This is a genomic window from Aliidiomarina sp., from assembly GCF_047920995.1.
Lineage (GTDB): Bacteria > Pseudomonadota > Gammaproteobacteria > Enterobacterales > Alteromonadaceae > Aliidiomarina.
In genome coordinates this window covers 15,088-36,020 of the sequence record NZ_JBLRWZ010000027.1, presented here as the reverse complement: position 1 = coordinate 36,020, position 20,933 = coordinate 15,088, and the positions used below count along the sequence as shown (strand labels likewise).

General features: G+C 45.5%; 19 protein-coding genes, 1 tRNA gene and 1 pseudogene. 3 read left to right on the top strand and 18 right to left on the bottom strand.

Annotated elements, in window-relative coordinates; all coding sequences use genetic code 11:
• The 4 genes from lon to tig all read right to left on the bottom strand — a co-directional run.
• The coding region (lon, locus tag ACNA7P_RS08380; RefSeq protein WP_416258171.1) for an endopeptidase La at positions 1 to 2,039 on the bottom strand (2,039 nt) is incomplete at its 3' end.
• Between the two features lie 115 nt (positions 2,040 to 2,154).
• Positions 2,155 to 3,432, bottom strand: a complete 1,278-nt coding sequence (gene clpX / locus ACNA7P_RS08375; RefSeq protein WP_416258170.1) for an ATP-dependent protease ATP-binding subunit ClpX — start codon at positions 3,430 to 3,432, stop codon at positions 2,155 to 2,157.
• Positions 3,433 to 3,510: 78 nt separating this feature from the next.
• Positions 3,511 to 4,134 (bottom strand): ATP-dependent Clp endopeptidase proteolytic subunit ClpP, encoded by a 624-nt coding sequence (clpP, locus tag ACNA7P_RS08370; RefSeq protein WP_416258169.1) that lies wholly within the window; start codon positions 4,132 to 4,134, stop codon positions 3,511 to 3,513.
• Between the two features lie 81 nt (positions 4,135 to 4,215).
• A complete protein-coding gene (tig, locus tag ACNA7P_RS08365) occupies positions 4,216 to 5,520 on the bottom strand; it encodes a trigger factor (protein WP_416258168.1) in 1,305 nt (434 codons plus the stop codon).
• 408 nt (positions 5,521 to 5,928) lie between these two features.
• On the opposite strand from tig, the gene ACNA7P_RS08360 reads away from it, so the two are divergent.
• Together ACNA7P_RS08360 and ACNA7P_RS08355 are read left to right on the top strand one after the other, a co-directional pair.
• The gene (locus tag ACNA7P_RS08360; RefSeq protein WP_416258167.1) at positions 5,929 to 7,458 is read left to right on the top strand and encodes a GGDEF domain-containing protein; all 1,530 of its coding nucleotides are present in this window, start codon (positions 5,929 to 5,931) and stop codon (positions 7,456 to 7,458) included.
• 14 nt (positions 7,459 to 7,472) lie between these two features.
• A complete protein-coding gene (locus ACNA7P_RS08355; protein WP_416258166.1) occupies positions 7,473 to 8,186 on the top strand; it encodes a hypothetical protein in 714 nt (237 codons plus the stop codon).
• On the opposite strand, the pseudogene ACNA7P_RS08350 reads toward ACNA7P_RS08355, so the two are convergent.
• From ACNA7P_RS08350 to ACNA7P_RS08335, 4 genes and pseudogenes are all read right to left on the bottom strand, one after another.
• Positions 8,141 to 8,350: pseudogene (locus ACNA7P_RS08350) on the bottom strand (DUF1949 domain-containing protein); the annotation flags it as partial. The gene ACNA7P_RS08355 and the pseudogene ACNA7P_RS08350 overlap by 46 nt on opposite strands.
• Before the next feature lie 32 nt (positions 8,351 to 8,382).
• A complete protein-coding gene (locus ACNA7P_RS08345) occupies positions 8,383 to 9,543 on the bottom strand; it encodes a trans-sulfuration enzyme family protein (RefSeq protein WP_416258165.1) in 1,161 nt (386 codons plus the stop codon).
• A gap of 12 nt (positions 9,544 to 9,555) precedes the next feature.
• Positions 9,556 to 10,836 (bottom strand): flavohemoglobin expression-modulating QEGLA motif protein, encoded by a 1,281-nt coding sequence (locus ACNA7P_RS08340; RefSeq protein ID WP_416258164.1) that lies wholly within the window; start codon positions 10,834 to 10,836, stop codon positions 9,556 to 9,558.
• 132 nt (positions 10,837 to 10,968) lie between these two features.
• Positions 10,969 to 11,045 (bottom strand) — tRNA-Pro (locus ACNA7P_RS08335).
• 234 nt (positions 11,046 to 11,279) lie between these two features.
• On the opposite strand from ACNA7P_RS08335, the gene folD reads away from it, so the two are divergent.
• Positions 11,280 to 12,152 (top strand): bifunctional methylenetetrahydrofolate dehydrogenase/methenyltetrahydrofolate cyclohydrolase FolD, encoded by an 873-nt coding sequence (gene folD / locus ACNA7P_RS08330; protein WP_416258163.1) that lies wholly within the window; start codon positions 11,280 to 11,282, stop codon positions 12,150 to 12,152.
• Positions 12,153 to 12,206: 54 nt separating this feature from the next.
• Here folD and ACNA7P_RS08325 read toward each other — a convergent pair whose 3' ends face one another.
• The 10 genes from ACNA7P_RS08325 to ACNA7P_RS08280 all read right to left on the bottom strand — a co-directional run bounded on the left by ACNA7P_RS08325 (position 12,207) and on the right by ACNA7P_RS08280 (position 20,879).
• Positions 12,207 to 12,806 carry a hypothetical protein gene (locus tag ACNA7P_RS08325; protein WP_416258162.1) on the bottom strand — a complete coding sequence of 200 codons (600 nt, stop codon included), beginning with the start codon at positions 12,804 to 12,806 and terminating at the stop codon, positions 12,207 to 12,209.
• Positions 12,806 to 13,951, bottom strand: coding sequence for a hypothetical protein (locus ACNA7P_RS08320; RefSeq protein ID WP_416258161.1), 1,146 nt, complete (start codon positions 13,949 to 13,951; stop codon positions 12,806 to 12,808). Before ACNA7P_RS08320 ends, ACNA7P_RS08325 begins: the two co-directional genes overlap by 1 nt.
• Positions 13,944 to 14,138 (bottom strand): hypothetical protein, encoded by a 195-nt coding sequence (locus tag ACNA7P_RS08315; RefSeq protein ID WP_416258160.1) that lies wholly within the window; start codon positions 14,136 to 14,138, stop codon positions 13,944 to 13,946. Before ACNA7P_RS08315 ends, ACNA7P_RS08320 begins: the two co-directional genes overlap by 8 nt.
• Before the next feature lie 9 nt (positions 14,139 to 14,147).
• Positions 14,148 to 14,615, bottom strand: a complete 468-nt coding sequence (locus tag ACNA7P_RS08310; RefSeq protein ID WP_416258159.1) for a type II secretion system protein — start codon at positions 14,613 to 14,615, stop codon at positions 14,148 to 14,150.
• A 62-nt stretch (positions 14,616 to 14,677) separates the two neighbouring features.
• On the bottom strand, positions 14,678 to 15,712 hold the full coding sequence (locus ACNA7P_RS08305) for a type II secretion system F family protein (protein WP_416258158.1): 1,035 nt from the start codon (positions 15,710 to 15,712) through the stop codon (positions 14,678 to 14,680).
• Positions 15,705 to 17,219 carry a GspE/PulE family protein gene (locus ACNA7P_RS08300; RefSeq protein ID WP_416258157.1) on the bottom strand — a complete coding sequence of 505 codons (1,515 nt, stop codon included), beginning with the start codon at positions 17,217 to 17,219 and terminating at the stop codon, positions 15,705 to 15,707. The genes ACNA7P_RS08305 and ACNA7P_RS08300 overlap by 8 nt, the downstream gene beginning before the upstream one ends.
• 3 nt (positions 17,220 to 17,222) lie before the next feature.
• Positions 17,223 to 17,774 (bottom strand): hypothetical protein, encoded by a 552-nt coding sequence (locus tag ACNA7P_RS08295; protein ID WP_416258156.1) that lies wholly within the window; start codon positions 17,772 to 17,774, stop codon positions 17,223 to 17,225.
• Positions 17,771 to 18,925, bottom strand: coding sequence for a hypothetical protein (locus tag ACNA7P_RS08290; RefSeq protein WP_416258155.1), 1,155 nt, complete (start codon positions 18,923 to 18,925; stop codon positions 17,771 to 17,773). The genes ACNA7P_RS08295 and ACNA7P_RS08290 overlap by 4 nt, the downstream gene beginning before the upstream one ends.
• The gene (locus ACNA7P_RS08285) at positions 18,922 to 20,451 is read right to left on the bottom strand and encodes a hypothetical protein (protein ID WP_416258154.1); all 1,530 of its coding nucleotides are present in this window, start codon (positions 20,449 to 20,451) and stop codon (positions 18,922 to 18,924) included. The genes ACNA7P_RS08290 and ACNA7P_RS08285 overlap by 4 nt, the downstream gene beginning before the upstream one ends.
• Positions 20,451 to 20,879 (bottom strand): hypothetical protein, encoded by a 429-nt coding sequence (locus ACNA7P_RS08280; RefSeq protein ID WP_416258153.1) that lies wholly within the window; start codon positions 20,877 to 20,879, stop codon positions 20,451 to 20,453. Before ACNA7P_RS08280 ends, ACNA7P_RS08285 begins: the two co-directional genes overlap by 1 nt.
• Between the last annotated feature and the right edge of the window lie 54 nt (positions 20,880 to 20,933).

The following is a 20,933-nucleotide window of genomic DNA, read 5'->3' as shown; positions in this document are numbered from 1 at the left end:
GCACTTGGGCCGTCCTTTGGAGTTGCACCCTCAGGAACATGCACATGAATATCACGCTTTTCGTAAAAATCAGGCTGTATTCCCAATTTATCTGCACGGCTACGCACTACTGTCATAGCTGTACTGATCGATTCCTTCATTACATCACCTAAGGAACCTGTACATACTACTTTGCCTTTTCCAGATACATTCGTAGCTTCAATCGTTAATAAATCACCACCTACTTGCGTCCACGCTAATCCAGTAACTTGGCCGATTTGATTTTGCTCTTCAGCTTTACCGAAATCAAAACGTTGCACGCCTAGAAAATCTTCTAGATTTGCTTGCTTAATCGTTACTTTCTTCAATTTCTTATCCAGCAAAATCCGGCGCACGGCTTTCCGGCATAACGTAGAAATTTCTCGCTCTAAATTACGCACACCTGCTTCTCGCGTGTAGTAACGAATAATCCCGAGAATCGCATCGTCGGCTATTTCCACTTCACCTTTTCGTAGCCCGTTCCGCTCCATTTGCTTATTTAGTAAATGTCGCTTAGCGATATTCAGTTTTTCATCTTCTGTATAACCAGATAAACGAATTACTTCCATACGATCTAATAGCGGTGCAGGAATATTCATACTGTTCGAAGTTGCTACGAACATAATGTCGGAAAGATCGTAATCTACTTCTAGATAATGATCGTTAAATGAGCTGTTCTGCTCTGGGTCAAGCACTTCCAACAAAGCTGACGATGGATCGCCCCGCATATCAGAAGCCATCTTATCGATCTCGTCGAGCAAAAATAACGGGTTACGTACTTCTATCTTCGCCATTTTCTGGATTAATTTGCCCGGCATAGAGCCAATATAGGTGCGCCTATGGCCGCGAATTTCAGCTTCATCACGCACGCCACCTAATGCCATACGCACATACTTCCGGCCCGTGGCTTTAGCAATAGATTGCCCCAACGATGTTTTACCAACCCCAGGAGGCCCCACTAAGCATAAGATTGGCCCACGTACTTTCTTACTGCGCTGCTGCACAGCTAAATAATCTAAAATACGTTCTTTCACTTTCTCTAAGCCGAAGTGATCTTCATTCAAGATCTTCTCCGCTTGATGTAAATCCTTTTTAACCCGTGATTTCTTGTGCCAAGGAACGCTTGTCATCCAATCAATATAGCTGCGCACCACGGTAGCTTCTGCCGACATTGGCGACATCATGCGCAGTTTTTGTAGCTCAGCTTTGGTTTTATCAAACGCTTCTTTTGGCATCTGTGCTTCATCAACTTTCTTGGCAAGCACTTCAAACTCATCAACACCATCTTCACCTTCGCCAAGTTCTTTTTGAATCGCTTTCATTTGCTCATTCAAATAATACTCGCGCTGGCTCTTTTCCATCTGCTGCTTAACACGATTGCGAATTTTGCGTTCTACTTGCAAAATATCAATCTCGCCTTCCATTAACGCCATCAAGTGCTCTAAGCGTTCTTGAATCACAACAATTTCTAGAACACGTTGCTTATCCGCAAGCTTTAATGGCATATGTGCTGCCATTGTATCGGCCAAGCGATCCGCGTCATCAATACCATTTAAAGAGGTTAAAACTTCCGGTGGCGTTTTCTTGTTCAACTTTACGTAACCTTCAAACTGGTTAAGAGCTGAGCGCACCAGAATTTCTTCCTCTTTCTCATCCATTGCTTCGGTAGTAAGCGTTTCGATATCAGCGCGAAAAAACTCATCATCTGTTTGCCACGCGGTAACTTTAGCGCGCTGCATGCCTTCAACTAGAACCTTAACGGTACCATCGGGGAGTTTTAGCATTTGCAGAATAGTTGCTATTGCACCTATTTCATAAATATCATCTTCGCCAGGCTCCTCTACCCCAGCATCTTTTTGCGCCACTAGGAACACTTGCTTGTCAGCATCCATTGCTGCATCTAGACACCGGATCGATTTTTCTCGACCTACAAACAACGGAATCACCATATGTGGGTATACCACCACATCACGCAATGGTAATACCGGTATGCCTTGTCGTTTACCGCTCTCTTCTGTCATCTCTGTTCCCATAATCAACTGTCCGAATAATCTGCTATACCCTTAATATGCGGCTTATCAGATAAAGTTCAATGCTTAGATAAGAAAAAAGGAGCCAAATGGCTCCTTTTGTTGATTATTCACCCGATGCTTGGGCGTCTTTTTGATTTGAATATATCAAGATTGGGTCTGATTCACCGGTGATTACCGTTTCGTCAATCACTACTTTGCTCACGTTATCCATAGAAGGTAGCTCATACATTGTTGATAACAACACATCTTCAACGATTGAGCGCAAGCCGCGGGCACCTGTTTTCCGTTGCATCGCTTTACGGGCAATTGCTCGCAAGGCATCTTCACGGAATTCTAACTCTACGTTTTCCATATCGAGCAATGCTGCATATTGCTTAGTAATTGCATTCTTCGGTTCGCTTAGAATCTGTACTAGTGCGTCTTCATCGAGCTCAGTAAGGCTAGCAACCACAGGCAAGCGGCCAATAAACTCTGGAATTAAGCCATACTTCACCAAATCTCCAGGCTCAACCTTAGTAAGAATGTTTGTTTGTTTCTTCTCTAAGCTTGCTTTCAATTCAGCACCAAAGCCAATACCAGTTCCTGTAGCTAAGCGTTGCTCAATTACTTTCTCTAAACCCGCAAACGCACCACCACACACAAACAATATCTTCGATGTATCTACTTGCACAAACTCTTGCTGAGGATGCTTTCTGCCACCTTGTGGCGGCACTGCAGCGATGGTTCCTTCAATGAGCTTAAGAAGTGCTTGCTGCACACCTTCGCCTGATACATCACGGGTAATCGATGGATTATCTGATTTGCGTGAAATCTTATCGATTTCATCAATGTAAACAATACCACGTTCCGCTTTAGCCGCATCGTAATCACATTTCTGCAATAACTTTTGAATGATGTTTTCCACATCTTCGCCAACGTAACCTGCTTCTGTTAGCGTTGTGGCATCAGCCATAGTAAAAGGTACATCCAAGAAACGCGCTAAGGTTTCTGCTAGTAGCGTTTTACCGCTGCCAGTAGGGCCAATCAACAATATATTACTTTTGCCAAGCTCAATATTGTCATGCACTCCCGCATTACGCAGGCGCTTGTAATGATTATATACAGCTACCGAGAGCACGCGCTTCGCGTGATCTTGGCCAATAACATAATCATCCAAGTGCTGCCGAATATCTTTCGGCGTTGGCAAGTTATCATCTGCACTTTCGGCGGCGATATTCTTAATTTCTTCTTTCAGAATATCATTACATAAATCAACACACTCATCGCAGATAAAAACCGAAGGCCCTGCAATAAGCTTTTTAACTTCGTGCTGGCTTTTGCCGCAAAACGTACAGTAAAGTGATTTACTGCCTTTACCATCGCCAGATGTTGTTTCTGTCATTAACTTCTCCAGTACACAGTGCATGTACTCTAAACAATTTATGCGCGTATTATTCCATGATTCCTAGAATAACACGATTTACTCAGCTTTTTCACCGCGGTTGCTAATCACTTTATCAATAATGCCATACTCTAAGGCTTGCGCAGAGCTCATGAAGTTATCCCGATCGGTATCATTTGCTACTCGCTCAATATCTTGCCCTGTATGCTCTGCCAAAATACGATTCAATTTGTCTTTGATGTACATAATTTCACGCGCATGAATCTCGATATCTGATGCCTGCCCTTGGAAACCACCAAGAGGCTGGTGAATCATTACTCGTGAGTTAGGTAAACAGAAACGTTTCCCTTTCGCGCCACCCGCTAACAAGAAGGCGCCCATGCTTGCTGCTTGGCCAATACAAATAGTAGATACATCGTTACGAATAAATTGCATCGTATCGTAAATAGCCATCCCTGCTGTTACCGAGCCACCCGGAGAATTGATATAGAGGTAAATATCTTTCTCTGGGTTCTCTGATTCCAAAAACAGCATTTGTGCTACTATTAGATTCGCCATTTGCTCTTCAACAGGGCCCACTAAAAAAATAATGCCTTCTTTTAACAGCCGTGAGTAAATATCAAAAGAACGCTCACCTTTCGCTGTTTGCTCAATTACCATTGGCACTAATGCTGCCATCGGATCTGTACCTGTATTTCCCATTATCGAATTCACTCCTAAAAAAATGGCTCGGATGTATCCACCCGAGCCATTAAACCAATTCCTGAGAATTTCAGCAAACGCTTATTTTGCTGGTGGATTCATCACTTCGTCGAAGCTCAGCTCTTGCTCAGTGATTTTGGCTTTTTCAAGCACTAAATCAATCGCTTGATCTTCTAAAACAACATTTTCAACTTGTTGTTTTGCTTCGGCATTCTCAGCATAGTAAGCAACTACTTCTTGTGGATCTTCGTAAGCAGATGCTGTGTTCTCGATCATCTCTTTAACGCGAGCTTCATCAACCTTAAGGTCGTTGCTGCGAATCACTTGGCCTAATAGCAAGCCAACTTTAACGCGTTCTTCCGCCTGCTCAGCGAACAACTCAGCTGGCAATTCTGGCATGTTTTGGCCATTGCCACCGAAACGCTGCATGGCTTGTTCACGCAATACCTGCACTTCTTGCTGCTTTAATGCGCTAGGAACTGGCACATCATTGTTAGCCGCTAATAATCCTTTAATTACTTGCTGCTTCACTTTATTTTTCACAGCGTTCTTTAGTTCGCGTTCCATATTCTTACGAACTTCAGTGCGAAGGGCATCAATACCGCCGTCGCCAATACCAAACTGTTGCGCAAACTCATCGTTCAAATCTGGTAACTTGGCTGCTTTCACGGCCTTAATCACTAAATCAAACTCAGCTGCTTTACCCTTCAGATTTTCCGCATGGTAATCTTCTGGGAAAGTTACTTCGATAGTTTTCTCAGCGCCGGCTTTCAAACCTTTCATGCCGTCTTCAAAACCCGGAATCATACGGCCTTCGCCCATTTCCAGTTCAAAGTTTTCAGCCTTACCGCCTTCAAATTCTTCGCCATCAACACGGCCTAAGAAATCAAAGGTAACCTTGTCGCCATTTTTCGCGCCACGCTTTACTTCTTCGTAGGTAGCGTGTTGCTTTTGCAAGGTTTCTAACATTTTCTCAAGATCAGCATCAGATACAGAAGCTACTGGCTTTTCAACGGTAACTTTATCGAGATCTTTCAATTCAACCTCAGGATAAATTTCAATTATCGCTACGAATTCCAGATCCTTGCCAGCTTCATCAACCTTCGCTTCAAAGCGCGGAGCCCCAGCTGGGTTGATTTTCTCTTGTACCAAAGCTTCGATGTAGTGGCGCTGAATTTGCTCCATTACCACATCTTGGCGAATCGCAGGTCCGAAACGTTTCTCAACTAAGCTTACCGGCACCTTACCAGGGCGGAAGCCGTCCATGCGAACAGTACGCGAACGTTGTTTAACTTGCGCTTTTACTTCGCTATCAATTTTCTCGGCCGGAACGGTAATGGTGATCCGGCGCTCTAAACCTTCAGTTGCTTCTACAGAAACCTGCATTGCGTTGTTACCTCAGCATCACTAACTAGTGCATGTACGTATTATCGCATTCACAGCTATCTATCGATAGATAAACCATGAGTGCGCTACTCCAGAAATCTAGGGCCTGCAAACTCGAAAAGTAATTTCACTTTTCGCGGCCTCGCGCTCTTTTTCTAAATGAACACCGGAAACAGTGCTTCATGAAAAAATGACGCAGCATTATAACGATCACAAACGCCATAGTCGAGCATAGGCGTCTAATTAATCAATACTAGCGTTGAAGTTACCATTAGCCATGTGTTTTTGCATTAAATCCTGCTCTTGTTCTGCGCAAAAATGCATCCATTTTATTGACAATCTTTACGGAAGCAAGCAACCTAGGAAAACACTTAATAATAATAATCCAACCTCGTTTGGGAACCTGTGATGCCAACTTCTGGAGCCGACACAAAAAATTGGCAAACTGTGGTAGATTTATTACCTGTTGCTGTTGTATTTGCAACGGAGAAATCTATAAATAGCACCATCATCCGCGAGTATTTCGCGAACGAAACCGCCTGTAAACTCCTTGATCTGGATCGTGAGATCAGCTTAAAAAATCAACTTAGTGCTTTAAAATTCTTTCCTGATGCACAACTCAGCAACACAGCAAATACAGAGCTCCCCATCGCTTCACCACTCATGGCTGGCCTAACTGGCGAACCTATTAATCGGCGTGATCTGCTCGTGCATGGCTTTCCTATTAGCATTGAAACAAATCAATATTATGGCGATTCTGAATGCATTTACGCGGTAACACTGCAACCAAGAGATCATCGCCTATTCGTAAATACTGACATCCCCATGGATATGTCTAGCGCCGAGCTATCCATTCGAGATGTGATTCGCTTTGAGAAAATTGTTGGCGAATTATCCGCTTCTTTACGTTGTTGTAACTCAACTAATATCGATAGCAATATTCAGCAAGCGCTTTCGGCTCTTGGTGAGTTTTGCCAAGCCGATAGAACTTATGTATTTTTGTTCGATCATGATCACATGGCAATAACCAACACTCATGAGTGGGTTAACTCAGGTATCTCTAGCCACATTGATGATTTACAAAACATTCCTCATCAGGCCTTGCCCTACTTTGTGAATGAAATGCTGCAAAGTGGCCTTTTTGTAGTTGCAGATACGCTTTCGCTGCCAGAGCAAGCTGCATTAGAACGCGATGAATTTGCTCGTGAAGATATTCAATCGGTGCTTTGCATTGGTCTTTACCAACAGCAAGATTTAATTGGCTTCATTGGTATTGATATGGTGGCGAGGAAACGGCGCTGGTCGGAAGCGGATATTCGCCGCACCCGCTTAATTGGCGAATTAATCGCTACAGCCATTACTACAGAACGATTACAGTTAACACTGCAAACATCACAGCAACAGTTACTAGCCAACAATGATGCATTACGTGAGTTAGTGTTACGTGATGGCCTAACCGATTTAGCCAACCAACAACAATTTACTGACCGGTTACAAGAAGAGCTTGCCCGAGCGCGCCGACAGCATCACGAGTTAACAATCGTTTTCTTTGCCATAAACGATTATCAAGCTTACAACAACTCGTTAGGTAAAAGCGCTGGCGAAGCATTAGTTGTTCAGGTAGCAAACTTGTTAATCGCATATTTTCGCCGAAATGGTGAGCTGGTATCCCGCCTTTCTGAACAGCGCTTCGGAGTTTTGCTCCCGTATCTCGGTTATGAAGAAACCTATCAACGTTGTGCAGATTTTCTCAAAGCTCTCGCAGAGCAGAATATTTCTTATTCCCACAGCCACACTACAAGAACCATTACCGTGTCTGCTGGAATTGCGGTTAGTAACACAACAGAACAGGCCCTAGAGGAATTAGTTGTACGAGCAGAGAATGCGCTCAGTAATGCTAAATCTCGGGGTGGTAATCATATCGAATCAATCAGCTGAGGCTAGGAACACGTATGCAACGAATTTTTTACCACGTTATTTTATTAAGCGTTAGTGTACTTAGTGTGGTTGCCTGTAGCTCTCCTCCTGTACCGCCCGAAGGGCGAGTTTCTTTGCACGATACAGTTATTAGTATTGATGGCCATATAAGCGCAGCAACGCTCGAAGAATTAGTTCGGCTTACCGAAGCAAATCCTGATGTACGCCACCTGCTAGTAACAAGCGAGCGCGGTGACCCAATGGCAGCAATGCAAATCGGCTATTTGCTGCAACAAAAACAGTTTGTTATTGAAGTTACCGATGTGTGTTTAGAGGCTTGTGCTAATTACCTATTTACTGCTGCTGAAGAGCGCATTGTGCATGCTAATGCCCTGATTGCGTGGTCTGGTGGCGCTCTGGATCGGAGCTGGATCTATCAGTGGCGCTCATATATGTTACCTGGTTTAAAAGGCTTCGTTACCCGCTATGCAGATGCCTATTTGCGCAGGGAAACACGGTTTTTCGAGCGTATCAATGTAGATCAACATATTACCGTATATGGTTTCGATAAGAACATTGGTTGTGTTAATAATGTATACCGCGGCTTCTATTACAGCGCCGCAGATTTACTTAGCATGGGTGTTGGTGTAACACGCTTTGTGCCAGCGGACAGTAAGCAAGATTTTCAAATAACAGATAGTAGCTATTGCCAGGTTGATTTAAGTAATCGGTTACTGCTGATCAATTGAATCTCTTGCATCAGTAATTGATGGCGTTCACAAAATTCGCGGAGTTTCGGAACGCTATTACAAGGAATAAGCAGAATCATCGTTACTTGCTCGGTGTAAGTGATTTCTGCTACTGCTGCTCCCGCTTCTTGCAGTACATGACGTAAGGGCTGCTCAAGGGCAAAATCAAGCTGTACTTGCGAGCGAGATTGCTTACTTAGCGATTTTTGCTCTCCATCGCTTGCAGTAAATCATCTAAAAGCTCATCGCGGCACTCAATGCCTACCGATAAACGCAGCAGGTCGTTCGGTACTGGGCTACCGCTACCTTCTATACTGGCACGATGCTCAATTAAACTTTCCACTCCGCCAAGTGAAGTTGCTCGTTTCCAGAGCTGAGTATTAGCCGCCACTTGAATTGCCTTGCTTACGCCATCGCTGAGGCGAATCGAGAGCATACCGCCGAAACCACCCTGCATTTGTTGTTGCGCTATTTTATGTCCAGCAAAAGTAGGCAATCCAGGGTAGAGAACCTCAGCCACTGCGCTAACTTTCGATAGCTTCTGAGCGAGCCATAAAGCACTCTCACTGCTCTGCCGTACACGCAATTCTAGGGTGCGCATACCGCGTAATAATTGATTACTATCGGTTGGGCTTAACACGGCACCAGCTTGCCTACGAACCTGGCCAATGCGTTGCCAAAACTCATCGCTTTGTTTACACACTAATACGCCAGCAATTACATCGGAATGACCATTCAAATACTTCGTTGCTGAGTGCATGACAATATCAGCACCATAGGTGATTGGCCGGCTTAGTACTGGTGTTGCGCAAGTAGAATCAACAGCTACTTTGGCGCCCACGCCATGCGCCAATTCGCTAATGGCGGCAATATCGCTAATGGTCCATAGCGGGTTTCCTGGTGTTTCTAGCCACACCAATTTGGTTTCACCCGGCTTTAGCGCTTGCTCAATTGCCGCTAAGTTGGTCATGTCTACTAACTCTATTTGTAAGCCCCACTCTTGGGCAAAACCCAGCAACCAGTTGCGTAACGCCCAATACATTACCTGCGGTGCCAATACGTGATCACCAGGTTTAAGCGCTTGAAAAACGGCAACCGCTGCCGCCATTCCCGAACTAAATAATAGCGCCTGCTCGCCTTCCTCTATGTCAGCAAGAACACTTTCCACAACATCGTAAGTTGGGTTGTCATCACGAGAGTAAATTAAGCCCGAGCGATATTCATTGTCGGCATCACGCAAATAAGTAGTGGACGAGTAAGTAGGCGGAACCAACCCTTGGGTGCGCGGCTCCACATAACTTAAGGCCTGCGCAACGCGGGTTTGTAAAGAATAGCCTGAATGTCGTTTTGTGGTCATGAAGTTTTACCTTTACGGGATTAATGGCCGATAATCATTTTCTAGCTGCGTGAATGAAAAATCACCCAAGAAGCGCCCTACACTCAACCAAGTAGCAAGGCCACGTAAATCTTTAAAATGCGGTGGCACAAATTTAGGTGCTGTAATCATTCCAGAATCTGCTAGTTCACAAATTAGGCGGAAATCATCAATAGCAATTTTACCGGTTAACAGCAGTGGTAAGCGGTCTACCTTACCTAACTGCACCGCAACTCGAATCAAGTTATAAACCAACACAAACCCGCGAATATAGGCCAAATCTTTTGTAAATGGCTTGCCTGTAGCGGTACTGCCACGAAATACGCGTTGGGTAAGCGTGTAACTCTCGTCTGCGCTCATGCCGTGCTCGATACCATGCCGATATACCTCTACAAATTCTGCGCCAGCAGCTGCTAACGCAACAGCATGAATCCGCTGCACTAATTTAGCTAGCCTTCGCGGTGTAGAGCGCAGGGTTACCACTTCTGTAAGTACGGCTAGGCCTTCTTGAGTAATGGTTGCACTTGGCGTGCCTTTACTCAAGCAGGTGAGATAAGGTTGCTGCAAACCATTCTGGGTAGTGCCCACATGAATCCAGCCTTCATGAACTTCTAAAATATCGAGCTCACGCTGAGAGAATTGCACATCTTGATTCAGTTTAATGCGATCACTACCGGCAGCAGCATCGCTAACAATACCGTCTGATAACATCACCGAAACATCAACACTTGGCATACTGGTATTAAGTTGCTGCTGCAGAATTTGCACTGCATCCGCCGCATTAATACTTTTCTTTTCTTCTGGCATAGTATCACTTGCTAGCAAACTATCTAATGGGCTTTGCAGCATCGTTGCTAGCTCGGATAAGGAAGGTTCATTGGCATGAAATACATCGTCTGGATGACCAAATAATTCTACTGATAACTCATGAAACTCATCCGTTCCTCTTGCCTCAATCATTCTTACCACATCACGATACTCACGGCACGCCCGCGACATTAATTGAGATGCCGGATTCAAGCGGCCTAATTGGCGAACGATATCACGCTGAAGTTCGGCAAGTTCGTGACGAAGTTTTTCAGGATTAAAGCCCAATGATTTTTGCTGATAATAGGCAGCATCAATTTGTGGGTTGCGCTCGCAACCATGCTTGAAGAATGTTTCTTTAACACCACGATCCCAATTCACCGCATCAAGAATGCGAATAGGGGCTTGTAGCTGTACTAGTCGGTCGGAGAGTTGTCGGGCATTACTTAGCAGTTGGGCATCAAACATATTGCCTCCATCGGAAGAGCTAATGCTTTGCTTAAGTAGCAGAAATCATTAGAAAGATGGCAATATCATACGCACAATTAGCACTGTGGGAAACTAGAAACATGTGTATTGAGAAGGTTTAACTGGGAAGAATGGTCGGCGATGCAGGATTTGAACCTGCGACCCCTTGGACCCAAACCAAGTGCGCTACCAAGCTGCGCTAATCGCCGACAATTGTTAGCCTGAAAACTCAGGGCGACAACGGAGGCGAATATTACCTATCTGCCGGCACATCGTCAAACAATTTTTGTGAATTAAAAACTGTATGGCTATTTTTACGGCAGTTAACTCACTAACAGCGATAAATCAGGTTAAAGTTCGCACGATTGATTGTTCTTCTCACTGATTTCCGCGACAATATGTACCCAGTTAGCTAATTTCTCTAGTTCCCGGAACCAACAATCATGACCTCCCAGAACAAAGCGCAACTGATAGATGGTAAGGCTATTGCTCAGAATATTCGTAATCGCGTTCGCGATGGCGTAAATACACGACTACAAAAAGGCTTACGGCAACCCGGCTTAGCCGTGGTGCTTGTTGGCCAAGATCCCGCTTCACAAGTTTACGTTGGCAGCAAACGCAAAGCCTGTGAAGAAGTAGGATTTCGTTCCAAAGCTTACGATTTACCGGTAACAACTAGCCAAGAACGCTTAGAAGCTCTCATTGACGAGCTGAACGCAGACCCCAAAATCGATGGGATACTAGTACAATTACCACTTCCTGCTGGATTAGATTCAACTCGCATTTTAGAGCGAATCGACCCCAGAAAAGATGTTGATGGTTTTCATCCATATAATATTGGCAGGCTTTCTCAGCGTTTACCGGTGTTGCGCCCTTGCACACCCTATGGCGTGATCGAACTCTTGAACAGTACGGACACGGATCTGCATGGTCAACACGCAGTAATTGTTGGTGCTTCCAATATTGTTGGTCGGCCAATGAGCCTCGAGCTGCTACTAGCAGGTGCCACTACCACCGTATGCCATCGCTTTACCAAGAACTTAGAACACCATGTACGCCAAGCTGATGTTCTGGTGGTTGCCGTTGGTAAACCTGGATTCATACCTGGTGAGTGGGTGAAGCCCGGTGCAATTGTAATTGATGTGGGTATCAACCGGCGTTCGGATGGCTCGTTATGTGGTGATGTTGAATTTACTACCGCGGCACAGCGCGCTAGCTTCATCACGCCAGTTCCTGGTGGCGTTGGCCCCATGACAGTAGCAATGCTCATGGCGAACACCTTACAAGCCTGTAATGATTTTCACGACCCACAATAACAAAGCGTTTTCGGCATCAACACTGGTTGTGGCGATGAGTTTCCCCTTACCGGATCAGTTTTGCCACAGTGCAGTTTCTAATGGCACTGTGGCTGTGGTTCTTATTGGTAACATCACATAATTCCCACGTTCCTGAGCTTGGCAATAGAACCTATCGCTCTCGGGATGTGGCATTGCCATAATAATAGCTGCGGCAAGCGGCACCCTTAACGGAAAGCAATAGGTGATATCAATTTGCAACAACTGCGCGGTTAAGTAGTTCTCTTGTTGGCTCTTAGGTAATTCGCTGATGCGAACATGAGCGAAATCAACCTCTAATTTAAAGCGTTTACGCTGGTTATCATAAACACCAAGCGCTGCAATAGTGTCATTTGTTGGCAATATGCGTTCAATCTTAGGTACATGAAGTTGGATTCCAGGAACAACTTGCAACCGCTCAAAAATCAATATCCGCATTGGCAACAAGTTCATGCTCGATGCCGAACCCAACCGAGCAGCCTGCAACGTGGTTGATTGCATTACTTGTTGCGCCAGCAGTATCCAGAAGATTTGTACTAATAACGCAAAAAACACCACGAAAACGAATAAACCAACAGTGCCCTCGAGCGTACTTTGCCCTTGGTTTTGGCTTTGCCTATGCCAGCCCCTCTGCATTACTCACAGCTGCCAGTTGTAATACAGCTATTCCATAGCTGTTGGTAATTGCTGAGCATTGTTTGTAGTTGCGATAGTGAGCCCGTGGGCGTTATGAAATCACTTGCGGTGATACTATTGGCAACCAGTGCATCAGTAGTGAAAATACCTGCAACCGAAAGGTGAGTACTAGCCATATACTGCGCAGTAACACGTTCGCTAAAGATACGCTCAGAACTCACTATATCAGCCGTAAGTTGAGATATTGCTGCGAGCTCAGCGGTAATCTGCTCTGCCTGAATTTGCGGCAAAACTGCCTGTTCTGCGGATATACTTTCCGCTACAAGCACATTATCTGCTTCGATTGTTCCGGCATTAATTACTTCTGCAAAAACATTGTTAGCTTTTACTATATCTGCAAATAGTTCGCTACCCAGCAAGGTAAATGCGTCAGCATTAAGATATTGAATCTGTAAATGTTCGATAACAACATCGGTTCCATGCAAGAACAGTACATCTGCGTAATCCGCTGTGAGGCTAGCGCTGGCTAAAGTTTCGGTATTAACGTTTACACTATTGATGGCGTTAAAATAAGCTTGCTGCCCATTGATATGTTCGCCAAAGATGGTGGTTGCGTTAACTTCATTAACGTCATTGATATTGAAGTTTTGCATTTGCAAATCTGTTTCCATGCTATTCAGCTGTGGTGAACCGGCTACTTGCTCACGGTGCAAGTAAGCATCACCAGGCCGCTCATGAATAATTTTTGCTACAAATAGCTCTACCCAATCGCCGCTCGTTGTACTCGCGGGCAAATGCTGCGCAACACCACTTGCCCGCGCGGCAATGCCAGCATTGCCGCGAATAATCGCTTCACCATTTCGGTACTCAATGTAATACGGCTCACCCCAAGGACTCGAAAGTTCTCGCATGTACCATTTACTCGCTTGTAAATCTGCCACAGTGGCCGCGTCTTCTCCGGCCAGTTGTGCGCTATATACTGCGATTTTCAAGTTCAACAGATCATCTACCATCACCTGCACTAAACGTTGTTGCTGGATATGCGCCATAGTTGCCGAAAGAATTAACAATAATCCGCTTACCAGCCCCAAAACAACAGTGAGTTCAATGAACGAGAAACCATGATTACTGCGCAGATTAGCCACAGTTTCTTACTCCTTGTTGCTGTAACCAATAGCGTTCAGAATGATAGCGCTGTGCGGCAGCTATTGAGTGTTCACATTGATGGATTTCCTCGGGCTCTTGAGCAGAGAACACGAACTGTAATTGCCATACGGCAAAACTGGCGGCAATTGCTAATACCGTTAACAACTCGAGTAGAGACAAACTCATTCGCGCCTCCTAACCTTGAAATGTAGCCACGAACGTGCCACTGCTAAAACTCGCGCTCTGAGAGATTGCTGAGAAATCACGTTGCAACCGAGCGCCCTCTTCTGCTACTCGAATATTGGTAAACCGAATGACGTAACGGGTGGCATCAGCGCTATCAACATAAACCTCAATATCGCCACCCCACGGATTTATGCCTCGCCCATCACTCCATGCGATCGGCAATGAGGCTACAGTGGTTAGATTTATAACAGAAACCCCCGTATAAACACCATTGCTGGGGCGCCATTGTTGTACTCCGGATTGAATTGTTGCGATTTGCGCTTTCGCTTCAGCTATACGAGCATTACTGGTTGCCCAATCGCGCAAAGCAAGAACCCCCACAGTAGCCAATGCAATAATGCCAAGTACCGCGAGAACCTCAATAAAAGTAAATCCGCGATGAGTATTACGGGTAACCCGTTTGATGTGCACGAACATAGTTAACTCCTTGTTATTGAACTATCCATAGTGTTTGTAGTTAGGTTTGCAAGCTTACTTCTTTATGACCAACTGTGGGCTAATCCAGCGAACAGCAGCCCCATACTGATTAGTATCCATAAGATGCACAGCACCGATACCACATAAAGCAGAACAATAAAGCCGCGCTGATGAGAGCGCATCGTTCGCTCGCCATCTTGAACTAAGCGGTCAGCCAATTGGGCGAATAAACCTGCTTTACTTTGCTGTGTAGCCATCAGAACCTGCATTCGATATAAGGTTGTAAGGCTAAATAGCCCTGTATGAAATACCTTATGTAAACTCAATTCTCCGGCAGCGAGTGATGCCCTCATCAAGCTCAAGTGTTCGGCTAAATATGCTGAACTGCGCGATTCAAACATGTGTAGCGCCCTGGCTAAGCCAATTTTACTACCCAGTAACAAGCTCACCGCTTGCAACAAGTAGATGCCGCTATATATTTTAAATACACTGAAGGGTAGTAACCACTCGAACCTTCGCCGATAGGGTGAACTCCAATGCGGAAGTGCGAAATAAACTGCAATTACAACGAACCCAATCCCTACTAGTAACGCGGGTAATATTGCGATTAAAAGCTCAGCAATGAAGCTGAGGCTCACCACGAGCCATGGCGGTTCGCTTGCACCGTCAAATTGTTGCAAGCGTGGGATAATTTGCCACCCAACAAAGATCACGGCGATAAGCGCAGAGATGAATAAAAATAGCGGATAAACAAGCCCGCGAATACAGGTTTGAATTAAACTTCGGCGACGTTGCGTAAAGCGCTGGTAGCGCTTTAACAAATCTGCTAAACAGCCCGCTTCTTGGCCTATTTCTACCAGCATTGTCAGCTCATGACTAAAATATGCTTTCATACCATAAGCGATCGGTTTACCTTGCGCTAAAGCCTGCCGCAGAGATGCTATAACGCGCAGCTCATGTTTACGTTTCCGTTCTTGTGCCAATAATTGCATTCCCACAAGCGCGTGATCAGCAGCTTGGCCATCTTCTAGCCACAGGGCAAAATCAGCCAGAAACTGGATTTGCTCCTGTGGGCGCAAATAACTTGGCTTAAACATCTTCCGCAGCCTCGGCAAATATCCGCCCCTGTAATCGCATTCCGGGAATATTTTTACGAGCATCACTCAGCGCCACAATCCCTTGCTTTACCAACACTTCTGCAGCAGCAGCCAAACTTAACCAACCTCGCGCCTGCAATTGCTTGCGCCAGCCGGCAAAATCTTGTTCACGAATAAAGACGCCACTATCTATGCTGGGCAGGATAATTTCACTAACCACCACACGCCCCACTACACCACGATAGTTACAATGCTCACAGCCATCAGTATGTTTTTCCCATAATGTACCGAACTCGATAAACACACTTTGTTGCCGACAATGGCAACATAACTTTGGCAACAAACGTTGCGCTATCAAGCCTGCGATCAACCCTGGTTGACTCAACTGCCGAGCAGATAAACCGATATCTAGTAATCGAGGAATAATACCTATGGCATCATTTGCGTGAATGGTTGAAGCCACTAAATGCCCTGTAAGCGCTGCACTAACTGCAGATTTCGCCGTTTGGAGGTCGCGAATTTCGCTTACTTCCACCAAATCTGGATCTTCTCGAAGTACAACCTTCAGCATACTTGAAAAGGTATCGCCCTCCGCAGTATTGGCAACAAACTTCTGTTCGATTGTTGGCTGAATAATTTCTATCGGATCTTCGAGTGAAATCACTTTGCGAGTGTTGGGAACTAGCGTGTTCATGGCAGCGAGTGTTGTTGTTTTGCCATGCCCCGTAGGGCCTGAAATTAGAATGAGGCCGATAGATTGTTGCATTAAATCTCCAAGCAAGCTGATGTGCGGAGGCGCAAAACCTAGCTCAGCTAAACTTGGCAGTTGCAGCTGAAAACTACGTTGTAATCTTAGTGTTACAGTGAAGCCATCGCGGCATGGGGATTTTTGCGAACGGATGCGAACCTGCCCATATGGAGCCGGCAAATTTAATGTTATGCTTGCAGCGGTGATTTGCCGCTCATCAAATACATCAAAGCAATCATCGGATTGCGTATTTAATGCAGCGGCAACTACCTCCGTTACGAAAACACGGCTGCGTACTCCCTGGAAGCAGAGTAAGCCATCTATTCGGTAAGCAATTCGGGCATCTTTTCCCGCCAAGCGGAGGTGAATATCTGTTGCGCCTAACTCGAGCGCCTCGGTAACAATATCAATTAATGTTTGTTTCGCTAAGCTCTCACCGTAGTTCGCATCTACCCCATGAACTTCCATGCTGCGTTGCTGACCATCGGCATCTGCAAGTATCTCTCGAATCATTTCTGCCGAGCCTGTTAAGCAATGCTGTATTTGACAATATTTGCGCGCTGCAAATATTAACTCTTGGAGCTCAGAAAAATGCTGCTGCCAAGCAGTTAACGAAGCAAGTAAACGGCCATCATCGAAGACAACGGCCACTGTCTCGGGATCATTATGCCGTTGAAAAAACTGCAAACATTGCGGCACTAAGTTTTGCTGCACTTGCGCATAACCAAGTTGTTCCGCATCCTTAATTATTGTGCTCACAGGCTACTCCATACTTAATTTATAGCGCCAGCTATCAGCAATAAATTCCACCACGCCACGATTAACTTTGGCAATGATCCCCGGCGTTATGGCGTCGCCATCGCGTAATGTAATAATTTGATAACCGTTATTAACGCGCGCCACCCACACGTTTTCTCGCTTTACCAACGCCTGTAATCGATACTGAAGAACTCGTTCTGGTACTCTGCCAGCATCATTATCTGCAGTAACAACAGCCGCAGCAGTTACTCCTGTATTAGTGAGCTCTCCTCCAAGACGTTGAATTGCGGCCCAAGCTTCTGCTGCCTGCAATTGAAATAACAACTGTTTCGCTCGTGATTCAGCCTGCTGCTCAAGTAGCCTCTGGTTACGCAATGATAGTGACAACTGTTTGTGCTGTTGTGCCTCGCTTTCATCTACCAGCAGAGGCAGGGTTAGCGATGCCTTCGGTGCGGTAATTTGCCGTTGCGGAAGTTCATCTGCATAACTAAGTTGCATGATCAACGGTATTAATAGCAGCGGTATTGTTAGCAAAAAAATCAGCGTTCGTTTCATCTGCTCGGTGCTCCATAAACATCAATTGAAATAAATCCATGCAGCTGGCTTTTATTCACTCTGTATTGCATTTCCAGCACTCTAACGGGTAGGCCTTCAATAATTTCCGCTAGCGTTAGCAAATCATCGGTAAAGCTATGCTCAAAGCCAATCGCTAAAACCCTAGTATGCCAATCTGAAAACTTCTGCGGCGGCTGAAAATTCAATTTACTGCGCGGAACGAGTAAGTGAATCGCATCATCAAGATGATCCTGCAAGTGCTCTAACGCTGGTAAGGAATTGCTAAGCTGAGCACCATTATCTGTAGACACTATGGCTGGTAGCGTAACGCTGCGCAAAAGCCAGGTTTGCTCTCCAGAGCTCATGAGTTGCATACCGGATTGTTCAGCAAAGTGGCGCAAATCACTAAGCTGCCCACCCTCTCTATGCATCCCATATCGCAACACTCCTTGACGATAATGAACTTCTTGTACGTGCCATCCAGACACTGCGGATAACAAGGATTGCAAATACGCGTCGAATTTTAGTAATGGTGCCGCTGCCCCAGGTTTGTCTGTTAACTCATAGTAGTGGTGCTTATCCTGCAGATCAGTTTCATCATCCACAACTTGTGTAGTTGCTGGCCAGAACCACAGCAACAAAACAGCCAACCCCAAAGTAATTGTCACTTGCAACATACGATGAACACGATCAGTGATCTTTGGCAGTACATTGATGTTATTCATGTGCTTTGGCCAATCCACAAACTCAGTGGCATCCGACCATAATTTACGCACCACTTTTTCAAGTGCTGTAGTTTTCGACCAGTAATAAACTCTAGGTTGAAAATCACTTATCCTATTGAGTGTTACTAGCCATGGTTCCAGCTCAGACCAACTGAGAACCTGATGGCACTGAGGCCCAGCGCTGTTCCACCCAACCACTACAAATCGTTGCTCAAACTCAAAACATAACAACAACTGCGCTGTTGCGAACGTACGTTGCGCCCAAGTAAAGAAGTCTGGTACTCGCGCATCAGCAAGCTGCGCCCATTTGCTGCCATTAAAATCAATTACCTTGCCGTAAGACGCGGTATGACACCTCCCTAACCGCATCAGGGCAAAGGGTGCAAACCGCTGACGGATGGGCGTGAGCAATACTTGGTAGCTCATAACATAGCTCCGGCCGGCAAAATTTTCGGGGTGAGTAAAATTATAGTTTCACTGTGCTGGCGTTGATTCTCTCGCTGCCCACCGAGTAACCACGACCCAAAGTTACGCCGCTGGCCCCATTGTTGGCGGCTATTCTCTAAGCCAGAAATTAACAGGGTTTCCTGATCCGCCACAATTGCCTTCATGAAGAACTTTTTGCGGCTAGTTTGTGGTGTTTGAATTAACATTTCTCCGGAGCGAACTTCATCTATTCCTTTCAAATCGGATAACGCAGTAGACAGCTGCAATAGTACTTGACCATTCGCTACCTTTGGCAACACATACAACTCAAAACCCGTTTTTACTACTCCGGGAATCAATAATTCACTGGAACCAACGTTTGCTGTTGAACTGGTTCCGGCAGAAGCTAAATACGTCACGTTATCTTCCAGAATAATTTTCGAAATCTGGTTATTTAAGGTTACTAATCGTGGATGGCTACTCACTTCTACTACCCCTTGCTGGGATAGTGCATTGAGGAGCGCTGTAGAGCCCGACATTGGCCCTACTTGACGTTGATAACCGATACCACTGCTAGCAACTCCGCCCGCTCCCGTAAGCATATTCACTACCCCTGAGCCGCTCGCAACCTGGTACACTAAATCCCAATCAATGCCAGCTTGCTGAGAATCATTGAACATCACCTCAATCACCTGCACATCAATCGCAACCTGCCGCGTTAAACGTTCATTTTGCTGCATCAAGTATTCGCGAATCTGTTTTACATGCTGCGGCAAATCACGCACCAGAACCGAAGTTGAACTCTGATTAACTGCCACCTCTCCGTGTTCTGAGAGTAATAGTGATAATGCTTTTTCTAAATCATCCCAAACCGATAATGCGCTACTTGCAAAGTTGAGGTATTGGGACGACTCATCATTTAAACCACTACTAAATACAAGTTGCTGATTGCCCCCTTGTTGCCCACCGGAATTTGTTGAACTTGCGTCGGCGCCGAGGAAAAAGTTGGTTGCACCAGCAAGGAAAGCAACGTCAAACTCTGCCATTTCATATTGACGCCAAGTTATTAACCGCTCTTCTGCTACAAAAGATAATCCGGTCATTAAGCTAATTTGCTCAATGGCTTCGCCAATAGAGCCACGATGTTCAAGGCTAATGGGCCAATTCTCATCGATCTGATCCAGCAACCGCACACTCACACCAAGTGCAGCGGTAATATCATGGAGTGCTTGCCGCAGCGGGTAATTATGAAACGCAAACTCGAGATTAATATTGAACCATCCAGGCCCGGCACTTTCCGGTAATGCTAGCGGCGGCACAAAGTAGCCCTGCTCGCGAACAATTCGCACAGGTTGTGATATCGGAGGTGGAGTTGCATGAGCTTGCGCCAATCGTGTTTCGGCACTACTTTTCGCAGCGTTATAGCTGCCTAGAAATTTAGCATTATTCGTTTGGCTATCGTAGCTAGCACAGCCACTTGCCAGCATTGCCGCCAGCACACTCAAGATTGCCGTTTGGCGCCACATCACTTTACGCCCCCCTGTTCAGGGAGATAATCAATAACTGCGGTGTGATTTGCATGCAGTGCGATACGCAACTGGTAAGGGGTGATTAGCATTTCCAGCAGTTCATCCCAGCTTGCCGCCTGCATTCTGTAATGGGTAGGCCAATAATGACCATGAGCTGCGCGCCAAATAAAATTTTGGATTTGCCAATGTTCTTTGAGCAAAGATTCAAGTTGGGGCTTCAATAGGCCCGGCGTGAGGTTGAATGTTACCAATTCATAGTAAGTTTGCTCAGTTGGTGTACTCTCTTGCTGTACGAACAGGGGAGCTTTAACGGGAAGGTTTAGCGGTGGGCAAGGTGGCAGCTCTGTAGCAGAAACAGAAACTGAAATAACACTTAGAAAAATAATAGCGGCCGTAGCCGAAATCGCCAAACGATTCGGATGCATTGCAAACTCCTTTTGCATAAACGCCAACATCCTATTGGCGTTCTAATTATAGTT

Excerpts from the sequence above, each read along its gene's own strand:
- ACNA7P_RS08285 (WP_416258154.1), bottom strand. The coding sequence starts at position 20,451 with ATGTGGCGCCAAACGGCAATCTTGAGTGTGCTGGCGGCAATGCTGGCA.
- ACNA7P_RS08310 (WP_416258159.1), bottom strand. The coding sequence starts at position 14,615 with ATGTTCGTGCACATCAAACGGGTTACCCGTAATACTCATCGCGGATTT.
- tig (WP_416258168.1), bottom strand. The coding sequence starts at position 5,520 with ATGCAGGTTTCTGTAGAAGCAACTGAAGGTTTAGAGCGCCGGATCACC.
- ACNA7P_RS08290 (WP_416258155.1), bottom strand. The coding sequence starts at position 18,925 with ATGAGCTACCAAGTATTGCTCACGCCCATCCGTCAGCGGTTTGCACCC.
- ACNA7P_RS08280 (WP_416258153.1), bottom strand. The coding sequence starts at position 20,879 with ATGCATCCGAATCGTTTGGCGATTTCGGCTACGGCCGCTATTATTTTT.
- ACNA7P_RS08340 (WP_416258164.1), bottom strand. The coding sequence starts at position 10,836 with ATGTTTGATGCCCAACTGCTAAGTAATGCCCGACAACTCTCCGACCGA.
- ACNA7P_RS08295 (WP_416258156.1), bottom strand. The coding sequence starts at position 17,774 with ATGAAACGAACGCTGATTTTTTTGCTAACAATACCGCTGCTATTAATA.
- clpX (WP_416258170.1), bottom strand. The coding sequence starts at position 3,432 with ATGACAGAAACAACATCTGGCGATGGTAAAGGCAGTAAATCACTTTAC.
- ACNA7P_RS08305 (WP_416258158.1), bottom strand. The coding sequence starts at position 15,712 with ATGTTTAAGCCAAGTTATTTGCGCCCACAGGAGCAAATCCAGTTTCTG.
- ACNA7P_RS08325 (WP_416258162.1), bottom strand. The coding sequence starts at position 12,806 with ATGCAGAGGGGCTGGCATAGGCAAAGCCAAAACCAAGGGCAAAGTACG.
- clpP (WP_416258169.1), bottom strand. The coding sequence starts at position 4,134 with ATGGGAAATACAGGTACAGATCCGATGGCAGCATTAGTGCCAATGGTA.
- ACNA7P_RS08355 (WP_416258166.1), top strand. The coding sequence starts at position 7,473 with ATGCAACGAATTTTTTACCACGTTATTTTATTAAGCGTTAGTGTACTT.
- ACNA7P_RS08315 (WP_416258160.1), bottom strand. The coding sequence starts at position 14,138 with ATGAGTTTGTCTCTACTCGAGTTGTTAACGGTATTAGCAATTGCCGCC.
- ACNA7P_RS08360 (WP_416258167.1), top strand. The coding sequence starts at position 5,929 with ATGCCAACTTCTGGAGCCGACACAAAAAATTGGCAAACTGTGGTAGAT.
- folD (WP_416258163.1), top strand. The coding sequence starts at position 11,280 with ATGACCTCCCAGAACAAAGCGCAACTGATAGATGGTAAGGCTATTGCT.
- ACNA7P_RS08345 (WP_416258165.1), bottom strand. The coding sequence starts at position 9,543 with ATGACCACAAAACGACATTCAGGCTATTCTTTACAAACCCGCGTTGCG.